At 61.7% G+C, this 20443-nt stretch carries 16 protein-coding genes, 1 other RNA gene and 4 pseudogenes; 12 read left to right on the forward strand and 9 right to left on the reverse strand.

The features are described 5' to 3' along the window. Positions 1–101: 101 nt before the first annotated feature. A complete protein-coding gene (locus ABE459_RS22750) occupies positions 102–869 on the reverse strand; it encodes an FCD domain-containing protein (protein WP_258705685.1) in 768 nt (255 codons plus the stop codon). 261 nt (positions 870–1130) lie between these two features. Here ABE459_RS22750 and ABE459_RS22755 point away from each other — a divergent pair, with 261 nt between their 5' ends. From ABE459_RS22755 to ABE459_RS22790, 8 genes are all read left to right on the forward strand, one after another. Beyond that, complete coding sequence (locus tag ABE459_RS22755) at positions 1131–2801, forward strand: lactate permease LctP family transporter (RefSeq protein WP_323830360.1); 1671 nt, start codon at positions 1131–1133, stop codon at positions 2799–2801. 63 nt (positions 2802–2864) lie between these two features. Then, the gene (lldD, locus tag ABE459_RS22760) at positions 2865–4010 is read left to right on the forward strand and encodes an FMN-dependent L-lactate dehydrogenase LldD (protein WP_323830359.1); all 1146 of its coding nucleotides are present in this window, start codon (positions 2865–2867) and stop codon (positions 4008–4010) included. A 69-nt stretch (positions 4011–4079) separates the two neighbouring features. Continuing rightward, positions 4080–6890 carry an FAD-binding and (Fe-S)-binding domain-containing protein gene (locus ABE459_RS22765; protein ID WP_323830358.1) on the forward strand — a complete coding sequence of 937 codons (2811 nt, stop codon included), beginning with the start codon at positions 4080–4082 and terminating at the stop codon, positions 6888–6890. 786 nt (positions 6891–7676) lie between these two features. After that, positions 7677–7916: a hypothetical protein gene (locus ABE459_RS22770; protein ID WP_323830357.1), complete on the forward strand. Its 240-nt coding sequence runs from the start codon at positions 7677–7679 to the stop codon at positions 7914–7916. Further along, the gene (locus ABE459_RS22775; RefSeq protein ID WP_258705681.1) at positions 7913–8158 is read left to right on the forward strand and encodes a DUF3077 domain-containing protein; all 246 of its coding nucleotides are present in this window, start codon (positions 7913–7915) and stop codon (positions 8156–8158) included. The genes ABE459_RS22770 and ABE459_RS22775 overlap by 4 nt, the downstream gene beginning before the upstream one ends. Positions 8159–8305: 147 nt before the next feature. Then, positions 8306–8593 carry a hypothetical protein gene (locus tag ABE459_RS22780; RefSeq protein WP_346648143.1) on the forward strand — a complete coding sequence of 96 codons (288 nt, stop codon included), beginning with the start codon at positions 8306–8308 and terminating at the stop codon, positions 8591–8593. A gap of 94 nt (positions 8594–8687) precedes the next feature. Further along, positions 8688–9086, forward strand: a transfer-messenger RNA (tmRNA) gene (gene ssrA / locus ABE459_RS22785). A 114-nt stretch (positions 9087–9200) separates the two neighbouring features. Beyond that, the gene (locus tag ABE459_RS22790; RefSeq protein WP_323830355.1) at positions 9201–9863 is read left to right on the forward strand and encodes a DUF4145 domain-containing protein; all 663 of its coding nucleotides are present in this window, start codon (positions 9201–9203) and stop codon (positions 9861–9863) included. Position 9864: 1 nt separating this feature from the next. Here ABE459_RS22790 and ABE459_RS22795 read toward each other — a convergent pair whose 3' ends face one another. The 5 genes and pseudogenes from ABE459_RS22795 to ABE459_RS22815 all read right to left on the reverse strand — a co-directional run bounded on the left by ABE459_RS22795 (position 9865) and on the right by ABE459_RS22815 (position 12241). Continuing rightward, entirely contained in the window at positions 9865–10119 is a 255-nt protein-coding gene (locus tag ABE459_RS22795) for a hypothetical protein (RefSeq protein WP_323830374.1), read from the reverse strand. 176 nt (positions 10120–10295) lie between these two features. After that, positions 10296–10658, reverse strand: coding sequence for a hypothetical protein (locus ABE459_RS22800; protein ID WP_323830354.1), 363 nt, complete (start codon positions 10656–10658; stop codon positions 10296–10298). Further along, positions 10655–10945 (reverse strand): annotated as a pseudogene (locus ABE459_RS22805) (glycoside hydrolase family 19 protein); the annotation flags it as partial. The gene ABE459_RS22800 and the pseudogene ABE459_RS22805, both read right to left, overlap by 4 nt. A gap of 293 nt (positions 10946–11238) precedes the next feature. After that, positions 11239–11802, reverse strand: a complete 564-nt coding sequence (locus ABE459_RS22810; protein ID WP_323830353.1) for a YfbU family protein — start codon at positions 11800–11802, stop codon at positions 11239–11241. Between the two features lie 121 nt (positions 11803–11923). Continuing rightward, on the reverse strand, positions 11924–12241 hold the full coding sequence (locus ABE459_RS22815) for an FxLYD domain-containing protein (RefSeq protein ID WP_143496116.1): 318 nt from the start codon (positions 12239–12241) through the stop codon (positions 11924–11926). Positions 12242–12416: 175 nt separating this feature from the next. Here ABE459_RS22815 and ABE459_RS22820 point away from each other — a divergent pair, with 175 nt between their 5' ends. The 3 genes and pseudogenes from ABE459_RS22820 (at position 12417) to ABE459_RS22830 (ending at position 15077) form a co-directional block, all read left to right on the forward strand. Beyond that, complete coding sequence (locus ABE459_RS22820) at positions 12417–12623, forward strand: hypothetical protein (RefSeq protein ID WP_323830352.1); 207 nt, start codon at positions 12417–12419, stop codon at positions 12621–12623. Positions 12624–12827: 204 nt separating this feature from the next. Then, a pseudogene (locus ABE459_RS22825) lies at positions 12828–13535 on the forward strand (site-specific integrase); the annotation flags it as partial. Between the two features lie 57 nt (positions 13536–13592). Beyond that, positions 13593–15077, forward strand: coding sequence for a hypothetical protein (locus ABE459_RS22830; RefSeq protein WP_323830351.1), 1485 nt, complete (start codon positions 13593–13595; stop codon positions 15075–15077). A 211-nt stretch (positions 15078–15288) separates the two neighbouring features. On the opposite strand, the pseudogene ABE459_RS22835 reads toward ABE459_RS22830, so the two are convergent. Next, a pseudogene (locus ABE459_RS22835) lies at positions 15289–16896 on the reverse strand (MFS transporter); the annotation flags it as partial. A gap of 118 nt (positions 16897–17014) precedes the next feature. Here ABE459_RS22835 and ABE459_RS22840 point away from each other — a divergent pair. Further along, on the forward strand, positions 17015–17950 hold the full coding sequence (locus tag ABE459_RS22840) for a LysR family transcriptional regulator (RefSeq protein ID WP_323830350.1): 936 nt from the start codon (positions 17015–17017) through the stop codon (positions 17948–17950). On the opposite strand, the pseudogene ABE459_RS22845 reads toward ABE459_RS22840, so the two are convergent. Both ABE459_RS22845 and gabP read right to left on the reverse strand, forming a co-directional pair. Beyond that, a pseudogene (locus ABE459_RS22845) lies at positions 17899–18495 on the reverse strand (DUF1016 N-terminal domain-containing protein); the annotation flags it as partial. The gene ABE459_RS22840 and the pseudogene ABE459_RS22845 overlap by 52 nt on opposite strands. Before the next feature lie 130 nt (positions 18496–18625). Further along, positions 18626–20017 carry a GABA permease gene (gabP, locus tag ABE459_RS22850; RefSeq protein WP_125857347.1) on the reverse strand — a complete coding sequence of 464 codons (1392 nt, stop codon included), beginning with the start codon at positions 20015–20017 and terminating at the stop codon, positions 18626–18628. Between the last annotated feature and the right edge of the window lie 426 nt (positions 20018–20443).

The raw sequence follows: 20443 nt of genomic DNA on the forward strand, positions 1-20443 counted from the left end.
CTGCTTCGCGGTTAAACCCGCTCCCACAGGTATGGCGCTTAATTCAGATTCGGCGCAATACCTGTGGGAGCGGGTTTACCCGCGAATGCCATCACACCGGCCTACCGCCCGCTGCGCCGCTCCGCCCGCGCCACCCGCTGGGCCTCTTCCTGCGCCTCTTCCAGCACCTCCTGCACATACAGAATGTGCCGGCTGGAAACCTCCCGCGCATCCTCGGCCCGCCCCTCGACAATCGCCTCGTACAACTCACGGTGCTGGCTGATCAACATGTCGCGCGTCTCGCTGCGCTGCTGGTACATACCGCCGATATTGGTCACCACGTTGCGCTTGAGCAGGTCGAACAGCCCACGGATGGTATGCAGCAACACAGCATTGTGGCTGGCCTCGGCGATCGCCAGATGGAACCGCGCATCGGCCGCGCCCTCCTCTGCCCGGTCGACTTCACCGACCCGGTTATAGCAATCCTGCAAGGCATCGAATGCCATCTTCAGCCGCTCACGATCAGGCCCTGTGGCACGCTGCGCCGCGTAGTAAGCGCATGAAGCCTCCAGCGTGTGACGGAACTCCAACAGGTCACGCTGCGCCTCGGGGCTGCCTTCGAGCAGCTTCAGCAAAGGGTCACTGAAGGTCGAACCCAGCGACTCAGCCACATAGTTGCCACCACCCTGGCGACTGACCAGCAACCCCTTGGCCACCAGCTTCTGGATAGCCTCGCGCAACGACGGGCGGGACACGCCGAACTGCTCGGCCAGCGCGCGCTCGGCCGGCAGCCGCTGCCCCGAAGTCAGGGTGCCTTCCAGAATCATCCCTTCCAACCGATCGACGATGTCGTCGGACAGGCGCCGTTGGCGGACCTGATCAAAAACCATCTACATGCTCTCCACAAACCCCGGCGTGCGGATCCCGGGGGCGCCTATTCTGCGCCTATCCGGCCCGTGCCAACACCCATCAGCCGGCGATTTTAGCCACCCATCAGGCGCCCGCTCATCGGCATCCGACCAAAGTTTTGCACGGGACAAATTGACACACCCGCAATGTCGCTTTTAACCTAGCGACCAGCCATTGTAAATTGGTCTTACCAATTATCCAATGCCAGTGCCTTACCAACAAAAATTAAGGGGCCACCCCATATGCAAACCTGGCAACAACTCTATAGCCCGCTTGGTAGTCTTGGTCTGTCCGCACTGGCGGCGGTCATCCCTATCGTGTTCTTCTTCCTTGCCCTCGCCGTGTTCCGCCTCAAAGGCCACGTGGCCGGCAGCATCACCCTCGCGCTGTCGATCCTGGTGGCGATCTTCGCCTTCCAGATGCCTGTCGACATGGCCTTCGCCGCCGCGGGTTATGGCTTCCTCTACGGCCTCTGGCCGATTGCCTGGATCATCGTTGCCGCGGTGTTCCTCTACAAACTCACGGTCAAGAGCGGCCAGTTCGAAGTGATCCGCAGCTCGGTGCTGTCGATTACCGATGACCAGCGCCTGCAAGTGCTGCTGATCGGCTTCTGCTTCGGTGCCTTCCTCGAAGGCGCCGCCGGCTTCGGCGCCCCCGTAGCCATCACCGCCGCGCTGCTGGTGGGCCTGGGCTTCAACCCGCTGTACGCCGCCGGCCTGTGCCTGATCGCCAACACCGCCCCGGTGGCCTTCGGCGCCCTCGGCATCCCGATCATCGTCGCGGGCCAAGTGACCGGCATCGACGCCTTCCACATCGGCGCCATGACCGGCCGCCAGCTGCCGCTGCTGTCGCTGTTCGTGCCGTTCTGGCTGGTGTTCATGATGGACGGCCTGCGCGGCGTGAAGGAAACCTGGCCTGCCGCCCTGGTCGCAGGCGCAAGCTTCGCCGTCACCCAGTACTTCACCTCCAACTTCATCGGCCCAGAGCTGCCCGACATCACCTCGGCCCTGGCCAGCCTGATCGCCCTGACCCTGTTCCTCAAGGTCTGGCAGCCCAAGCGCTCGTTCAGCGAAGCCAAGGGCAGCGTCGGCGCCGCCGTGGTGCAGCCAAGCGGCAGCCAGCCGAGCCCATACAGCTTCGGCGAAATCTTCAAGGCCTGGTCGCCGTTCCTGATCCTCACCGTGCTGGTGACCATCTGGACCCTCAAGCCGTTCAAGGCTGCGTTCGCCCCGGGCGGCGCGATGTACAACTTCGTGTTCAACTTCGCCATCCCGCACCTCGACCAACTGGTGATCAAAACCGCGCCGATCGTCGCCGCGCCCACCGCGATGCCCGCGGTATTCAAGCTCGACCCGATCTCCGCCACCGGCACCGCGATCTTCCTCTCTGCGCTGATCTCCATGGCCGTGCTGAAGATCAATTTCAAAACTGGTCTGACCACTTTCAAAGAGACCTTCTGGGAGCTGCGCTGGCCGATCCTGTCCATCGGCATGGTGCTGGCCTTCGCCTTCGTCACCAACTACTCGGGCATGTCTTCGACCATGGCCCTGGTACTGGCCGGCACCGGCGCCGCGTTCCCGTTCTTCTCGCCGTTCCTCGGCTGGCTGGGCGTGTTCCTGACCGGTTCCGACACCTCGTCCAACGCCCTGTTCAGCTCGCTGCAGGCCACCACCGCGCACCAGATTGGCGTCAACGACACCCTGCTGGTAGCTGCCAACACCAGCGGCGGCGTGACCGGCAAGATGATCTCGCCGCAGTCGATCGCCGTGGCCTGCGCCGCCACTGGCCTTGTGGGCAAGGAATCCGACCTGTTCCGCTTCACCGTCAAGCACAGCCTGTTCTTCGCCACCATCGTCGGCCTGATCACCCTGGTCCAGGCCTACTGGCTGACCGGCATGCTGGTTCATCACTAAAGTGAAAGGGGCCGGGCGCGCCACAGCGCCCGGCATCTCCTTCAACCCACGCTGCGAGAATCCATGATCATTTCCGCCTCCACCGACTATCGCGCCGCGGCCCAACGCAAGCTGCCCCCCTTCCTGTTCCACTACGCCGACGGCGGCGCCTACGCCGAACACACCCTGCGCCACAACGTGTCGGACCTGGCCAGCATCGCCCTGCGCCAGCGCGTGCTGAACAACATGTCCGAGCTCAGCCTCGAGACCAAGCTGTTCAACGAAACCCTGAGCATGCCCGTGGCCCTGGCCCCCGTCGGCCTCACCGGCATGTACGCCCGCCGCGGCGAAGTGCAGGCCGCCCGCGCCGCCGCCGCCCACGGCATCCCCTTCACCATGTCCACCGTGTCGGTGTGCCCGATCGAAGAAGTGGCCCCGGCCATCAACCGGCCCATGTGGTTCCAGCTGTACGTGCTCAAGGACCGCGGCTTCATGCGCAATGCCCTGGAGCGCGCCAAGGCCGCTGGCGTGAAAACCCTGGTGTTCACCGTCGACATGCCCGTGCCCGGCGCCCGCTACCGCGACGCCCACTCTGGCATGAGCGGCGCCAACGGCCCGCTGCGCCGTGTGCTGCAAGCCATGACCCACCCGCAATGGGCCTGGGACGTCGGCGTGATGGGCCGCCCCCACGACCTGGGCAACATCTCCGCCTACCGTGGCAACCCCACCGGCCTTGCCGACTACATCGGCTGGCTGGGTAACAACTTCGACCCGTCCATCTCCTGGAAAGACCTGGAGTGGATCCGCGAATTCTGGGACGGCCCGATGATCATCAAGGGCATCCTCGACGCCGATGACGCCCGTGACGCGGTCAAGTTCGGCGCCGACGGCATCGTCGTCTCCAACCACGGCGGCCGCCAGCTCGACGGCGTGCTGTCCAGTGCCCGAGCCCTGCCGGCCATCGCCGACGCGGTGAAGGGCGATATCAAGATCCTCGCCGACTCCGGTATCCGCAGCGGCCTCGACGTGGTGCGCATGATCGCCCTGGGCGCCGACACCGTGCTGATCGGCCGCGCCTTCCTCTATGCCCTGGCCACCCACGGCGAGGCCGGAGTGAAGAACCTGCTGGAGCTGTTCGAGAAGGAAATGCGCGTGGCCATGGTGCTGACCGGCGCCAAGTCCATCAGCGAGATCACCCGCGACTCGCTGGTCCGCGAACTGGGCGCCTGAGCGCCCGCTACCGCCTGAAAACCCGGGGCACGCCGCGCGCCAGACGCCGCGGCCCCGCGAGGAGACTGCATGAGCCTGCCCGCCGCGTTCCTGCGTGATGCCGAGCGCCTGATCCCCGCCGAACGCCGCTTCGACGACCCCACCTCGACCCTGGCCTTCGGCACCGACGCCAGCTTCTACCGGCTGATCCCCAAGCTGGTGGTGCGCGTGGAGTCCGAAGACGAAGTGGTCGGCCTGCTTAAGCTGGCCCAGCGCGAACGCGTGCCGGTCACCTTCCGCGCCGCCGGCACCAGCCTGTCTGGCCAGGCCATCAGCGACTCGGTGCTGATCGTGCTCGGCGACAGCTGGAATGGCCGCGAGATTCGCGGCCAGGGCGAGCAGATCCGCCTGCAACCCGGCGTCATCGGCGCCCAGGCCAACGCCTGGCTGGCCCCTTACGGGCGCAAGATCGGCCCCGACCCGGCCTCGATCAACGCCTGCAAGATCGGCGGCATCGTCGCCAACAACGCCAGCGGCATGTGCTGCGGCACCGCGCAGAACACCTACCACACCCTGGCCGGCCTGCGCCTGGTGCTGGCCGACGGCACCCGCCTGGACAGCGAAGACCCGGCCAGCGTCGCCGCCTTCGAACAAAGCCATGCCAGCCTGCTCGACGAACTCGCCCGCCTGGGCCGCGAGACCCGCGCCAACACCGAACTGGCCGACCGCATCCGGCACAAGTACCGGCTGAAAAACACGACCGGTCTGTCGCTCAACGCACTGGTGGACTACGACCAGCCCCTCGACATCCTCCAGCACCTGCTGGTCGGTTCCGAAGGCACCCTCGGCTTCATCAGCGCCGTCACCTACGACACCGTGCCCGACCACCCGCACAAGGCCAGCGCCCTGCTGGTGTTCCCGACCGTGGAAAGCTGCTGCCGCGCCGTGACCGTGCTCAAGCGCCAGCCGGTATCCGCCGTCGAACTGCTCGACCGCCGCAGCCTGCGCTCGGTGCAGGAAATGCCGGGCATGCCGGCGTGGGTCAAGGACCTCTCGGCCAACGCCTGCGCGCTGCTGATCGAGTGCCGGGCCGCCAGCCAGAGCCTGCTGCACGAGCAGCTGCAACAGGTGATGGCGTCGATTGCCGACTACCCCCTGGAGCAGAAGGTCGAGTTCAGCGAAAACCCGGCGGTGTACAACCAGCTGTGGAAGATCCGCAAGGACACCTTCCCCGCCGTCGGCGCCGTGCGCCAGACCGGCACCACCGTGATCATCGAAGACGTCACCTTCCCCATCGAGCAACTGGCCGAGGGCGTCAACCGCCTGATCCAGCTGTTCGACAAGCACCGCTACGACGAGGCGATCATTTTCGGCCACGCCCTGGAAGGCAACCTGCACTTCGTCTTCACCCAGGGCTTCAACAGCGCCGAGGAAGTGGCCCGCTACCAGGCCTTCATGGACGACGTGGCGCAACTGGTGGCGGTGGAGTTCGGCGGCTCGCTCAAGGCCGAGCACGGCACCGGGCGCAACATGGCGCCCTTCGTCGAGCTGGAATGGGGCAAGGACGCCTACCAGCTGATGTGGCAACTCAAGCGCCTGCTCGACCCCAACGGCATCCTCAACCCCGACGTGGTGCTGAGCGAAGACCCGGACATCCACCTGAAGAACCTCAAGCCGCTGCCGGCCGCCGACGAGATCGTCGACAAGTGCATCGAGTGCGGCTTCTGCGAACCGGTGTGCCCGTCCAAAGGCCTCACCCTCAGCCCCCGCCAGCGCATCGTCATGTGGCGCGATATCCAGGCGAAGAAGCGCGCCGGCGTCGACACCCGCGAGCTGCTGCACACTTACCAGTACCAGGGCATCGACACCTGCGCCGCCACCGGCCTGTGCGCCCAACGCTGCCCGGTGGGCATCAACACTGGCGAGCTGGTGAAGAAGCTGCGCGGCCAGGCTGCCGAGCACGTCAAGGCCGCCGACTGGCTGGCCGAGCACTTCCAGGCCACCCTGCGCGGCGCCCGCCTGACCCTGGCCGCCGCCAACGGCGCCCGCAAGCTGCTGGGCGCGCCACGCATGGCCCGCCTGAGTGCCAGCCTGAGCAAAGCCAGCAAAGGCCGCCTGCCGCAGTGGACCCCGGCCATGCCGCAACCCCTGCGCGCCATCACGCTCAACGCACCGAGCAACGATGCCCGCCCCCGCGTGGTCTACCTGGCCGCCTGCGTCTCCCGCGTGATGGGCCCCGCCTACGCCGACCGCGAACAAAGCTCGCTGCTGGACAAGACCCGCGCCCTGCTGGAAAAGGCCGGTTACCAGGTGGTGTTCCCCGACAACGCCGACAGCCTGTGCTGCGGCCAGCCGTTCGCCTCCAAGGGCTACCCCGAGCAGGCCGAGCACAAACGCCAGGAGCTGATCACCGCCCTGCTGCACGCCAGCCGCGGCGGCCTCGATCCGATCTACTGCGACACCAGCCCCTGCACCTTGCGCCTGGTGCAGGACCTGGGCGAAACCCGGCTGGACCTGTACGACCCGGTGCGGTTCATTCGTACCCACCTGGTCAACAAGCTGGAGTTCACTCCCCAGGATGAACCGGTGGCCGTGCATGTGACCTGCAGCACCCAGCACCTGGGCGAGAGCCAGGCGCTGATCGATTTGGCGCGGCGGTGCAGCAAGAATGTGGTTATTCCTGAAGGGATCCATTGCTGTGGGTTTGCTGGCGACAAGGGGTTCACCACGCCAGAGCTCAATGCCCACTCGCTGCGTACGCTCAAGGATGCGGTGCAGTATTGCAGTGAAGGGATTTCTACCAGTCGTACCTGTGAAATTGGGCTGTCGAGCCATAGTGGGATCGACTATCACGGGTTGGTGTATCTGGTGGATCGGGTGACGCGGGCGCGGGCGGTCTGATTGTTGGTGGGGATTGCGTGAGGGCGGGTAGGTGCCTGGCTGTTGATTGCATCAAGGCATACAGGTGCCTGCCACAGCTCTTGTGGCGCCTATGAGATCGAGCGCCGCCCGCGCGGCGCATCGCTGGCAAGCCAGCTCCCACATCTGTTTCGGGCCAATTATGCCTGTGAGGGTACCGCTGCCCGCCTTGATGAATGTCTTGAGTCAGGCGAGGCGCCAGTGGTGCCCACCTCAATATCGAGTCGAGCCAACAAGGCGAACAGCGAAGAAACAACAGGAGTAACTGGCCCGAAACAGATGTGGGAGCTGGCTTGCCAGCGATGCGCCACGCGGGCGGCGCTCGATCTCATAGGCGCTGCAAGAGCTGTGGCAGGCACCTGCATGCCCTGATGCAATCAACAGCCAGGCACCTGTTCGCCCTCACGCGATAGCCAGCCAGGACCACTAAGGGCATACCCCTAAACCCGTAAGACATTTCCGAACCTGCAACCAAATGCTTCAGCCCAAAAGGCTTGGGAACTATCCTACGCACCTGCCGGAAGTTGCTGCGTTGTCGGGGAAATCCCTCAGGGCTAACTTCACCCGGTCGCCATATTTGGTGACCGGGTGTGAGAACCCGTAGCGTAATTGTCGGCGTTCCAGCTATGGCAGCCGTGCCCGGGCAGACTTCGGTCTGGCCGAGTTTCTCTTGCGCCTCGGTTTCTCACCCCGTGCACGGCTGCCACCCTTTGTCCCGTGAGAAAGGCCTGGATGGCAGCATTCTTGAATTGCGCAGGAGTGTTAACCATGAAAAAGATCGTCCCCGACCCACCCCGTTTCTTCCCTTACCTGTCCATCTCCCCCGACCTCACCCCCGAAGCCGCCCGCACCGAAGCCACCTCGCTGATGGCCTGCCTGCGCGAAGTCCTCGACATGTACTTCGACACCAACAGCGAAGAACAGCGCCATACCCTGCTGAACACCTGCATCTACCTCAACCAGCTGCTCTACCCCCTGATCCGCCACGAAACAGGAGCGCAGCCATGACCGAGCCCACCAACCACTGGACCACCTCAGGCACCACAACCTGCCTGGAGCTTTACCGCATCCAGCCCGGCATCCCCTTCCAGCATGCCTTCAGCGAACTGTCGGTATTGCTAGGCTGCATCCGCCACCTCACCTGCGAAGCCGAAATGGAAGGCGACCTGATCGCCGGCGGCACCGCCCGCATCCTCAGCGCCATGGCCAAGGCCCTGATCGACGACATGGAAATCGGCATGGGCCACTGACCCCACAGCCAACGCCGGCCCCTGTGGGAGCCGGCTTGCCGGCGATGCGAGGGCAAAGCCCTCGCCCCCAACCCGATTGAACCCTCACCAATCCCCGGCAGTCCACCCAACAGGCCCACCTTCCCGAGGCCTCACGAGGAGACACCCATGAAAGGTACTGCGCTATCCGCCCTGTTCGCGGGCGCCACCCTGCTGGCCTCGCCCGTATTCGCCGCCGATGACCTGTGCGCCCTCAACCTGCAGAAAATCGACGACGCCATGGCCACCGCCGGCGCCACCTCCGAAGGCATGGACAAAGCCGTAACCGAACACGTGGACAAGGCCAAGGCCGCCCAGGCCTCGGGCGACACCAAGGAATGCATCGCCATCACCAGCAAAGTGCTCGAACGCCTGGAGAAAACCGAAAAAGGCGGCAACGGCGCCAGCGGTGCCTGAGCCCTGCGTAGGGCGGCGACAGTCGACGCCGCCCGCTCAAGGGCGTATACTCCGCCCTACGTGCCGAAAGGTACGGTCAGCTAGAGCTGAGTGTGGGGCCGATTAGGATTCGACGCCGGTAACGAAACTCTAGGTGCATGCCGAGTTGGTAACAGAACTCGTAAATCCACTGTTGCAACTTTTATAGTTGCCAATGACGAAAACTACGGCGCGGAGTACAAGCTGGCTGCGTAAGCGGCCCTCTTGACCCGTTGCTTCTGGTAGCTTCGGCTCCAGCAATCATCAGGGGATGCCTGTAAACCCGAAATGATTGTCATACAGAACAGGATCGTCGTGCAGCACGTTGGGGGCGAAGCGACTAAAACTTACCCAACTCATCCAAAGCACCCTGCCCGTCGGGCGGCTGCGGATTAAATCAGTAGACACGGCTAAGCATGTAGTACCGACAGCGGAGTACTGGCGGACGGGGGTTCAAATCCCCCCGGCTCCACCAAACAATCCTTACAAATCAGGCACTTAGCGAATCTCGCGAGTGCCTTTTTTGTGTCTGAATGGGCTGTTTTGGCTGGGAAATGCCAGCTTAATGACAGCATGCATGGAGCGCGACATGGACGAAGGCAGTATCCACCGATCCCACTGTAACTCTTGTCTACAACGCAATCAGCATGATGTGCTGAAGCGCCATGCTGTCCGGGATTGTGACGAGCAGGACGAGCATTTCACCGAGACATGGACTTATACCTATACCCTTCTAGCCTGTCGCGGTTGCCGGACTGCATCTCTCAGAGTTGACTACACGGACAACCTTGTTGGTGACTACGAACCAGTTTTCTATCCGGCTAGGGTTTCCCGAAAGCCCCCTCCATGGCGATGGCAGCTGAAACAGGACTGGAAGGAACTTTTGCATGAGGTCTATACGGCGCTGGATGCAGACAGCCGTCGACTGGCAGTAATGGGCGCGAGAACACTAGTTGACCTATATCTGACGGAAGTAGTTGGTAACCACGGTACCTTTGAGCAGCGACTCGAAAAGATCGTTGTTGCTGGAGAGCTAGCGCCATCAGACAAAGGAACCCTGCGGGCCGCGCTAGAAGCAGGAAATGCCGCAGCTCACCGAGGATACAAGCCAGATACCGCTGACCTTGGTATCGTCATGGATGTAGTAGAGCACTTGTTGCAGAAGCACGTTCTCCGTGGCTCCGCCAAGAATCTGGAAAAAAGTACCCCACCAAGATCTAAATCCATTAAACCGCCACCTGTAGATGGATGAGTTAACTGCAGGAGGTAACAGCTGCTACGATCTCCTTTTCGTAGCCGATCCGCTGCCGGCGCTCCGCCAGCAAAGCGCGCACCTTAACCTCCAGGCTGTCGGTCTTGAGCAGGCCGGCAGCAGCCCATGGCGGTACCGCGACCTCCGGTGCCCGGCAGGGCACCTGCACCGGCACCTCGACGCGCACGTACTGAACCTGGGGCTCGACCTTGTTCGCGCAGGCGACCAGAAGCGCGATGCCTGCGAGCAACCCCATCCCTCGCAGGATTCGACCTGCACCACCTGCAGCTCCTGCATATTTTTGCGAGACCTGCACTTTTTCGCAGCTCCTGCAGGGCCCACCTTGGTGGCCACCCTCCAGCCCAGAAACCATGCTGCTTTCAGTGAATTTTTCGCCTATTTGGTGGCCTGGCAGGCCCGCCCCTGAAGCGGTCATAGCCCTAGCTCCTTGTCGATGATCGAGGTGGCGGCCGCGCACTGGTCGCCGCCGGTTCGCTCCTGCTGCAGGCGGTTCGCTGCGGCATAGTCGCCCTTGGCGCTGGCTTGAGCCTCTTTAACCGACAGCTCCACCCTGGCCTGCCGTGCGTTCGCGGCCAGGGTCAGATCGCCAAGGGCCTTGCCCTGCTCCTGCGCCAGGCCGGCGAGGTTGTCGCGGGCTGCGGCGCACACGGAAGCCTGGTCCTGGGCTGCGTCGAGAGTCGGGCGGAAGTGGCTGGTCGTTACCCAGGCGCCCATGGCGATGCCGAGCAGGATCAACAGGCCGGCGCCGATAAGGCGCAATGCCCAGACCTTCACGCAAGCACCCGCAGCGCCAGGTCATACAGCGCCTTGCGCTCCGCGGCGCCATGCGGCACCCGGCCCGGCTGCCCGGTGTTGATCACGCTGCCGATGTCCTGAATGCGGCCAGCATCGGCCAGTTCGTTCAGCCCGTGCTTCGCCCACCACCACGCCGCCGACTGGGCGGAATGCTCGGCCTGCTCCAGAAGTTCGGGCTGCTCCACCAGCGGCAAGCCCAGGGCCACGCCGGCGGCACGGTGGTTGTCGCGGCCGGTGAGCTGGATCAGCCCACGGCCCCGATGCCGCGCAACAGGCCGGCCAGGTTGAACTTGACGTAGTAGCCGGCCAAAGGGGCACATCGGTGAACGCCTGGTGTTCTGTACTCATCAGTGGTCCTTTTCTGAGCTGATGCCCTTGCTCCCTGATGGGGCTGGGTAATAGGTCCGGCGCTCAATGCGATGCCATCCGCCGAGAGCAAAGAGGCAGGCATAGGCGCCGAAAACGAAAAAGGCCCACCAGTCGGTGAGCCTTGAAATGAGGAAGTCCAAAAACGAAAAAGCCCCGGCGAATGCCAGGGCCCAGATCAGCTCAAAACACTTCAGCGGTTTTCTGGGTGCGTACGCTCATTAAGGATTTGAGCAAGCTCCTCTACATCCAGCCCGTTGAAGTCTCCATCATCAAGTTTGCGGTCTCGGATCGCATCAAAAACAGGAAGCATACGCTCGTACCCGTCAATTGTAGGCATGTGAGCATTATCGATGCGACCTTGAAGCTCACTCCACCGCTCAAGATCTTCTACCAAGATGTGGGCAATCGAAAGGTACTCAGCTTCGTTATTTCCATCGAAACCAGGGAAACGTACGTTTCTACCGAATACCCCTGCAGCTTCCGAGAGCGCTTGCCGCTGGTTGTCATCCAGCGCCTCGAAGGAGCCCTCCAGGACCGACCACATCTCCAATACTTCGCAGACAAATACAACTGCCGCCGGGGTCTCTCCAGACTCCTCAAACATTCCTGGATATTTCCATTCTAGCGCCCAGCCTTGCCCTTCCGAGACCATGCGCTGAACAAGCGAAGGGTCAAGGCTATCCTCGATCTCAAGCTTCGCGTGAATGTCGGTCAGCAGGGTGATAATCAACTTCTGCTCGTTCGTAAACTCCATTTACCTCACCTCCGGTTTGGCTGATAGCGGTGTGCCATTTAAGCCAGGGCAATCCTATCCGAAAATGATTCGACTCCAAACAACAAAGCCCCGCGCTTGGCGGGGCTTTCAGATTCTCAGGCTACTTTACGTCCACCTCTCCGAGCTTAGCCTCGTTGAATGGGACCGTGGTTGGCGCTGCAAACTTCCAGGTCTCACCTGGGCCAATGTCCTGCCCGGCAGCCATGGTGTTGCCCACGATATTCCCATCTTCGTCGTACAGCTTGAACTTCACAAACACATTGGAAAGGGTGCCATTCGTGGTGTTTCGAGCAAGCCCCATGACAGCAGGGTAGCCAGCAGGCGCCTTCCCTGTATGAAGGTCAGATACTTCCACTCGCCAGTCTGCGCTGGCAGCAGTGGACAGGAAGAGTGCGGCTAAAGCTAGAATCTTGCGCATCGGTCAGGCTCTCTGGAAAGACGAAAGCCTCTATCTTGACCACTGGGCACATGATGTCAATGTAATGGCGATAAATGTTTGACGGAACATCTCTACCGGCTTAGCCCAGCGCCTGAGCGCGTCATCCACGCCGAAAGATGGCAAAATGCCACCTCCAGCAAATTAAGGAGGCCGCATGAAAGACGACGGAAGCAGCACTACAGCGGGCGAAATGGCCGATTGGCTTGGGTCGATCCCAAGGGATACGAAAATCCGCTTCCAAGGCGGCCTGACGTTCTATCGATTCAAATTCAGGAATGATGACCTGGTTCAGATCGAATTCAATGAGCGCGTGCAAGATGCAATGAACTACTTCAACGAGGAAGTTCTCAAGGGCGAATAGCAAAAACCCCGGCTGCATGGCCGGGGTTTCTCTGTGTCGCGTTGCTTGCAAGCTGGACACGCTGCTATGAAAACAGGTGTTTATCCGGCATGAAAGAACTTTTTACGCCGCCTCGCTAATCCCATGCAGGTATCCATCGACGAAGCCAACGCCGCCCTTGACGATCTCCCTTGCTGTTCGCTCGGAGATCCGGGCTGACTCGCCAACCCGCTTGCCGGCTGGACCTACTCACGCAAGGAGGCTCCGCCGCGTGACGACGACGTGGACCCGTTCTCGCCAGAGGAACAGCAGGCCATCCTCGGCGTACTGAGCGGCCAGGCCAGAAACATGGTGCAGTTTGCATTGTGGACAGGTCTCCGGACGAGCGAGCTTGTCGCGCTGGATTGGGGGGATGTGGATTGGGTGCGGGGAGAAGTGGTAGTCAGCCGGGCAATGACCCAGGCAGCAGGTGGAGAGGCAGAGGTTACAAAGACTGCCGCGGGCCGGCGGTCGGTGAAGCTGCTGCGTCCCGCTCTCGAAGCGCTGACGGCGCAGAAGGCGTTCACCTTCCTGGCCGATGCAGAGGTCTTCCAGAACCCACGAACGCTGAAGCGCTGGGCAGGTGATCAACCGATCCGCAAGACCATGTGGCAGCCTGCAATCAAGAAAGCAGGGGTTCGATACCGGCGCCCTTACCAGACCCGTCATACCTACGCATCCATGATGCTTACTGCAAGCGAACATCCAATGTGGGTTGCAAAACAGATGGGCCACAGCGACTGGACGATGATTGCGAGAGTATATGGGAGATGGATGCCAAGTACGGATGACTTCGCTGGCTCAAAGGCTGAAAGCAAGTGGGGAACCTGGCAGAGCGGGCCAGGTGCCATCCCCTCTCCCGCAACAGTGGATTTTCAAAATAACCTCGAATAGGATGGCATAACGATGGCATGCAAAAGACCCTGCCATAAAAGCCACCCGAGGAAAAGCATGGATAACAAGACAGTTCTGCAGGAAGTAGTCTTGGGGAGTAGGATTGCTGAAGATGAGGTTGATGAACTACACAGCTATTTTGTAGAAACCGATCAGTGGAAAAAACTACTTTCCGGGGATATCGACGTAGTTTTCGGAGCGAAGGGATCTGGAAAGAGCGCTCTGTATTCCCTCTTAGTCGCAAAAAGAGATGAGCTCCGACTCAAAGGGCGCACAATTTTCATAGCGGCGGAAAACCCAAGAGGAACCCCGGTATTTAGGGACTTAACGAAACACTCAGATCTGTCCGAGGACGCTTTCAGGTCGCTCTGGAAACTATACTTCCTTTCTATTTCGGCCGATTATCTACGCCTTCAACTGCAAGCATCCGGCATAAAGGATGACTCGGCTCAGGAAGTAATCGACTTGCTTACGAGTCAAAACCTACTCTCGCCCGGGATCAATTTACTAACACGACTTAAGTCAGCCATGGAGTATCTGCGCAAATTTATTCCTGCGCTGGAACTGAGTGTCGCTGACCCGGCTGGGATGACATATGGTGGGAAGATTACTTTTGAAGAGCCGACTACCGACCAGCGAAGCAAAGGGTTTCGATCTCTAGACAATTTGCTAGAACAACTAAACAACGCGTTCGCGAGACAGAAAATTACTGTATGGCTAGCCTTAGACCGCCTTGACGTTGCCTTTGCAGACTCAGACGACTTGGAAAGCACTGCATTGCGGGCCCTGTTCCGTAGCTATCTCGACATGCAGAGTCTTCCTCAGATAAAAGTCAAAATCTTCTTACGTGATGATATCTGGAACAAAATTGTAAAAAGCGGATTTCGCGAAGCAAGTCACGTTATCCGTTCAATAACTTTATCTTGGGATAACAGGTCACTTCTGAATCTTATAGTGCGGCGATTCTTGTCCAACCAGTCCATAGCTGACCACTTCGGAGTACAGCCTGTAGAGATTTTATCATCGGAAGACAAACAATCTCAGTTCTTTTATGCCATATTCCCCAATCAAGTCGATGTAGGAAAAAGCAAATCTAAGACTTTAGACTGGATGCTAACTCGAACTGCGGACGGTACAAAAAGAACCGCCCCCCGAGAGCTCATCCATCTCTTATTAGCTGCCAAAGACGAGCAATTAAAAATCTACGAACTCGGCGGCGACAACACTCAAGACCACTTGATTGGCAAGAATGCTATTAGATCTGGTCTAGATTCGGTATCAAAAGCGAGATATCAGCAAACACTTTGCGCTGAAAATCCATTGCTACAACCTTACCTTCAAAAGTTGGAACGTCAAAAAACCCAGCAAACCGCAGCCTCCTTGGCAGGTCTATGGTTTTGTGACCTTGAGGAAGCTACTACGGTGGCAGAAAAATTGATCGAAGCCGGCTTTTTTGAGCGCCGAGGCACTAGGGATGCACCAGTTTACTGGGTCCCTATGCTTTACAGGGGAGCACTCAGTATGGTGCAAGGGGCTGCGTAGCAAATGGTACGGAATGAAAGCTTAATGCCAGCATTTCGTACGTAGCCCTTTCAAATCAAGGTGCGGCTGCGGGTTCAAATCCCCCCGGCCCACCAAATCCGAAAAAGAAGACGCCTTAGGGCGTCTTTTTTTGTGCCTCGCATCTGGTAAATGCACAGCCTCTAAGTCGTCATCAACGTGACAACAACCCAGAGCGACCCGTCCCCTCAGTTCACTCTGCAGCCAATCTCACAACCACACTCGGCAGCGGCCTACCAAGCAACACTCCCACAATCACCGCAAACCCCAACCCCGCCCCCCCAGCAACCAGCAACACCGCCTCAAACCCACCCACAAACGCCCCCCGCGCCAGCGGTGCCGCCACCTCACGCAACCCCGGCTCAAGCATCCCCAGCGCCGCCTGCAAATCCCCCGCCGCCACCCGCGTCGCCATGTCCCCAACCTTCCCCAACGCCTCCGGCGCCACCCCAGCCATGGCCTCACGCAACAACTGCCCACTACGCGCCGCAAGCACACCACCAAGAATCCCGATAGCCAGCACAATGCCCCCAAACCGTGTAGTAGTGCTCAACCCCGAGGCCATCCCAGTCCGCTCACGCGGCACGCAAGCCATGATGTTTTTCTGCGTATCACCATTAAGCAACCCTGCCCCAGCCCCCAACACCAAGCTGGCCAAGGCAAAAGCCCCATAGCCCCCCTCCCCAACCGCCCAGGCACAGGCCAGATTCCCCACCCCCACCAACACCAAACCCAACGCAAACACCTGCGCTGCACTCAACCTCGCCGCCAGGCGCATTCCCAACCGCGGCGTCAGCAGCATCGCCACGGCAAACGGCAACATCCCCGCCCCCGCTTCGAGCGCCGACAATTGCAGGCCGTTCTGCAGATACAGCGGCAACAAGGTCATCATCACCTGGGCACATGCGGCATAGGCGAACATCCCCAGCAAGGCACCGATGAACCGCCCGCTGCGCATCAATTGCAGATCGATCATAGGCCGAGCCTGGCTGCGCTCAACCATCACAAACAGGCCGAACAAAAAGGCGGCGATCACCAACCGCCCCAAGGTGGGGGCGCTGTCCCAACCGACCCGGTTGGCATCGATCAGCGCCCAGATCAGGTAGCCCAGGCTGCCGGCAAAGGTCAGACTGCCCAGCGGATCAAGCCGGGCGGCGGCGCTGTCGCGGGACTCTTCGACGCTGCTCAGCACCATCAGCGCCAGCACGGCCACCAGCGGCAGGTTGATGTAGAAGATCCAGCGCCAGCCCAGGGTGCTGGCGATCAGGCCGCCGAGCAGCGGTGCGAAGGTGATGGTGGCGCCCATGCAGGCACCCCAGAAAGCCCAGGCGCGCAGGCGCTCCTGTGGCTCATGGAAGCGGTGGCCGATGGCAGCCAGGGCGGCGGTGAGCAACAGCGCGGCGCCCACGCCTTTGCCAGCGCGAGCCAGGTCGAGCCACAGCAGGTTCGGCGCAGCACCGCAGGCCAGGGAAGCCAGGGCAAACAGTGCCAGCCCGAGCAGCAGCATGCGCCGTCGGCCAAAGCGGTCGGCCAGGCTGCCGGCGGGCAGCAGGCAGGCGGCGAAGGCCAGCAGGTAGGCGCTGACCACCCATTCGATGTCGGCGAATGAGCCGGACAGGTCGCGAGCGATGCTGGGCAGGCTGACGGCAACGATGTTGGTGTCGAGGATGATCAGGGCGCACACGGCCGAGGCGGTGAACAGGGTGAAACGCGCAGAGGCGGGGGTGGACATGGCAAGGCTCCAGGGGGCGCCATCGCGGGCCACGAGATGCCCGGCGATGGCTTTGAGGCTCGGCCGGTCATCGGGCTTTGCCGCCGCGACGCCAGCCTTGTAGTGTTGCCCTCACCATAACGCCGCCGGGCGCCGGGCTTGTTAGCCGCCACGTCCTGCGTCATTAGCCCCCGGCTAACGAGGCCCCATGGAAATCCGCCACTTCCGCTACTTTCTCAGCGTCGCTCGCCACGGCCACTTCACCCGTGCCGCCGAGCAGCTGGGCATCGCCCCGCCCACCCTCAGCCGGCAGATCCAGGACATGGAGAAAGCGCTGGGCGTGCTGCTGTTCCAGCGCAGCCAACGCGAGGTACGCCTGACCGCCGCGGGCGAAGCATTGCGGGTGGAGGCCGAGCAGGCGGTGCGCCAGTTCGACGCCGCGCAACTCAGCGCGCAGCGCGCCGCACGTGGCGACAGTGGGCGCATCGAGCTGGGCTATGTGGCTTCGGCGGCCTACTCCGGCACCTTGCAGCAGCAAGTGACCCGCTTCAGTGACGCCCACCCCGGCGTGCATCTGAATATCCGCGAGGCGCCCATGGATGCGCTGCCCACGCAAGTGCTCGACGGCCAGCTGGACCTGGCCTACGTACGCTCACCGATGGAACTGCCGGACGGGCTGGAGGCGATTCCCCTGCATGAAGAAGGTTTCGTGTTGGCGCTGCCCGCCGGCTCGCGCCTGAACGAGCTCAAGCAGCTCCCGGCCAAGCGCCTGGCCAATGAAACCTTCATCCTCCCCGAGCAGATCTCCGGCACCCTGGAGGTCGCCGCACAGGGTGGTTTCGTCCCGCGCCTGGGCCCGCAGCCTGGCAGCCTGGTGGCGGTGATCACCTTGGTATCGCTGGGCCAGGGCGTTGCGCTGGTGCCGGAATCAGTCGTGCGGCGGATCAACTTGCCGCAGGTGAACTACCGGCCTGTCGAGGATTGCCGGGCGAGTTCGTGGTTGAGCCTGTTGCACCGACGCTTCGAGAAGTCACCGGCGGTCGCCCGCTATATCGAGGCGGTGCGCTCGGCATCCAGCGCGGAGAACTCCTGCAGCTTGGCCTCGGCGTGCCCGCCCGGCAGGCCGAGGAACTCGATCATGTAGGCATCGCGGAACACCTCCAGAGCCGCCGGATGGGCCTGGGTGAGCGCAGCCGATGCCTTGGCCGGCTGCGTCATGCTGCGCTCGAACAGCGCGGCCTTGAGTTGGCGTTCCAGCTCACGCTTGGACCATTTTTCCTGGCTGGCCATGCGCAGGTAGAACAGCCGCTCTTCAGGGCGCTTGCACTGCCCCATGACCATCATGTTGTGGCTCCAGGGCAATTGTCGCACCAGTGGTGCGACTATTTCGTCACCCCGGTAAACCTCGTAAAACTGCCGCATGCGGAACAGGTTGGCGCGGGTGAATCCGCGCAACCCGGGCTGGGTCAGCAGCAGATGATCAGCCAGCTGGTTAACCACCCCGTCGCCCCATTCGGCCCGTTCCAGCTTGCGGCTGATGTAGGCCCCATCCTGCCAGTACAGCTCGATCAGCTGGGTGTTCACGGCCTGGACCGCACGTTGACGGGCCGATTGGATCAGGGACAGCACCTCATCGAAACGCCCATTGCTGGCTGCGGGTGCTGACGCGCCCTGCTGCTCATCGTTCATGCAACGACTCCATGGCAAAGAGTGAAAACCCGCCAGAGTCTACCCCCGCCCCTCACCCGAGCCCGCAGGTGAAACTGTTGCAAAACGCAAAGAGGGCGCCCACTGGCGCCCTCTCGTTCACGGCACAGCATCAGCCCATCGACCGCGCCCCCACCACCCGCGCATGCCCCCGCGTGGTCACGATCCCCAGGAACGAAATCACGATTGCCAGCCCCAGCGTGGCGCTCACCTCGGCCCGGTGCTCCTCGGTGAACATCATCACCCCCAGCGCGCAGCTGATGAAGATGATCACCGCCCAGGTCAGCCATGGGAACAGCCACATCTTGAACTTGAGGTTGGCGTTTTCACGCTCCAGGCGGCCACGCATGCGCAGCTGCGAAATGGCGATCACCAGGTACACCAGCAAGGCAATGGCGCCGGAGCTGGCCAGCAGGAACTCGAACACGCCCTTGGGTGCGAAGTAGTTGAGGATGGCGATGGCCGCACCGATCAGGGTGCTGCCGAACACCGCCGCACGCGGCACGCCCACCTTGGAGGTTTCCTTGAGAAACGCCGGGGCATCGCCACGCTTGGCCAGCGAGTACATCATCCGCGAGGCGATGTAGATCGACGAGTTCATGCAGCTGGTCACCGCGATCAGCACCACGAAATCGACCATCAACGCAGCGTTGGGGATGTTCATGATTTCCAGCGCACGCTGGTACGAACCCACCACCGCCAGCTGCGGGTCGTTCCACGGCACCACCGAGATGATCACGAAGATCGACAGGATATAGAAGGTGCTGATGCGCCAGATCACCGAGCGGGTGGCCTTGGCGATGTTGCGCGCAGGGTCGCTGGATTCGGACGCGGCAATGGTCACCGCCTCGGTGCCGATGAAGCTGAACATCACGGTGATGAAGGCGCCGATCACCGCCGACCAGCCCTTGGGCGTGAAGCCGCCGTGCTCGGCCATCAGCGTGCTCAAGCCGCTGACTTCGCGGTTGGGCAGCCAGCCCATCAGCGCGGCGAAGCCCAGGCCGATGAAGCCGAGGATCGCCGTGACCTTGAGGATCGCGAACCAGAACTCGAACTCGCCGTACTTGGCCACGCTGAACAGGTTGGTACAGGCCAGCAGCAGCACCGAGGCCAAGGCGAATATCCAGCTGTCCACCTGGGGGAACCAGGCGTTGAGCACATGCCCCGCGGCCAGGGCCTCGATGGGGATCACCAGCACCCAGAACCACCAGTACAGCCAGCCGATGGTGTAGCCGGCCCAGCGGCCGATGGCCTGGTCGGCGTAGGTGGAGAACGACCCGGTGTCGGGGTGTGCCACGGCCATTTCGCCGAGCATGCGCATCACCAGCACCACCAGGGTACCGGCGACGAAATACGAAAGTATGGTGGCGGGCCCGGCCGCCGCGATGGCGTGCCCGGAACCTACGAAAAGCCCGGCGCCGATGATGCCGGCGATGGACAGCATCGTTACATGACGCGGCTTGAAACCTTGTGCAAGGTTGCCATCAGATCCCACGGTGCTCATTGATCTTGTTCTCTTTTTGCTGACACAAGGAAGGGACGGGCAGGTACAGGCGAAAAAGCATCTCCTTGAAAAACAATAAGAATGACACGTCGCTCAGGCGCTGTTGTTGAACTTCTTCACGCTTTTACAGAGCCACGCACCGAACGATCCGGGGAGTTATTTAAGCCCTGCGGGGCACGGGGAAATTGTTCGAGAACGTCCCGCAAGTTCGCGATCACGACACCCCGTGCCCGATGCCGTCAGATGTCGTGATTGGCTTGCCTGGAAACGACATGGGCCAGGCGCCCACAAAAAAGCCCCGGTCTCCCGGGGCTGTGCTGCACAGGCGTCTGCCTACGCCTGATCGGCGGCAAAAGGTATGGCTTTTTTTGTAGGAGCGGCCTTGTGTCGCGATAGGGCCGCAAAGCGGCCCCGGCGGTCTATGGG

This window comes from Pseudomonas sp. TWI923 (genome assembly GCF_039673365.1).
GTDB lineage: Bacteria > Pseudomonadota > Gammaproteobacteria > Pseudomonadales > Pseudomonadaceae > Aquipseudomonas > Aquipseudomonas sichuanensis.

Excerpts from the sequence above, each read along its gene's own strand:
- ABE459_RS22815 (WP_143496116.1), bottom strand. The coding sequence starts at position 12,241 with ATGCGCAAGATTCTAGCTTTAGCCGCACTCTTCCTGTCCACTGCTGCC.
- ABE459_RS22775 (WP_258705681.1), top strand. The coding sequence starts at position 7,913 with ATGACCGAGCCCACCAACCACTGGACCACCTCAGGCACCACAACCTGC.
- ABE459_RS22795 (WP_323830374.1), bottom strand. The coding sequence starts at position 10,119 with ATGGGGTTGCTCGCAGGCATCGCGCTTCTGGTCGCCTGCGCGAACAAG.
- ABE459_RS22780 (WP_346648143.1), top strand. The coding sequence starts at position 8,306 with ATGAAAGGTACTGCGCTATCCGCCCTGTTCGCGGGCGCCACCCTGCTG.
- ABE459_RS22770 (WP_323830357.1), top strand. The coding sequence starts at position 7,677 with ATGAAAAAGATCGTCCCCGACCCACCCCGTTTCTTCCCTTACCTGTCC.
- lldD (WP_323830359.1), top strand. The coding sequence starts at position 2,865 with ATGATCATTTCCGCCTCCACCGACTATCGCGCCGCGGCCCAACGCAAG.
- ABE459_RS22750 (WP_258705685.1), bottom strand. The coding sequence starts at position 869 with ATGGTTTTTGATCAGGTCCGCCAACGGCGCCTGTCCGACGACATCGTC.
- ABE459_RS22765 (WP_323830358.1), top strand. The coding sequence starts at position 4,080 with ATGAGCCTGCCCGCCGCGTTCCTGCGTGATGCCGAGCGCCTGATCCCC.
- ABE459_RS22840 (WP_323830350.1), top strand. The coding sequence starts at position 17,015 with ATGGAAATCCGCCACTTCCGCTACTTTCTCAGCGTCGCTCGCCACGGC.
- gabP (WP_125857347.1), bottom strand. The coding sequence starts at position 20,017 with ATGAGCACCGTGGGATCTGATGGCAACCTTGCACAAGGTTTCAAGCCG.
- ABE459_RS22810 (WP_323830353.1), bottom strand. The coding sequence starts at position 11,802 with ATGGAGTTTACGAACGAGCAGAAGTTGATTATCACCCTGCTGACCGAC.
- ABE459_RS22820 (WP_323830352.1), top strand. The coding sequence starts at position 12,417 with ATGAAAGACGACGGAAGCAGCACTACAGCGGGCGAAATGGCCGATTGG.
- ABE459_RS22830 (WP_323830351.1), top strand. The coding sequence starts at position 13,593 with ATGGATAACAAGACAGTTCTGCAGGAAGTAGTCTTGGGGAGTAGGATT.
- ABE459_RS22790 (WP_323830355.1), top strand. The coding sequence starts at position 9,201 with ATGGACGAAGGCAGTATCCACCGATCCCACTGTAACTCTTGTCTACAA.
- ABE459_RS22755 (WP_323830360.1), top strand. The coding sequence starts at position 1,131 with ATGCAAACCTGGCAACAACTCTATAGCCCGCTTGGTAGTCTTGGTCTG.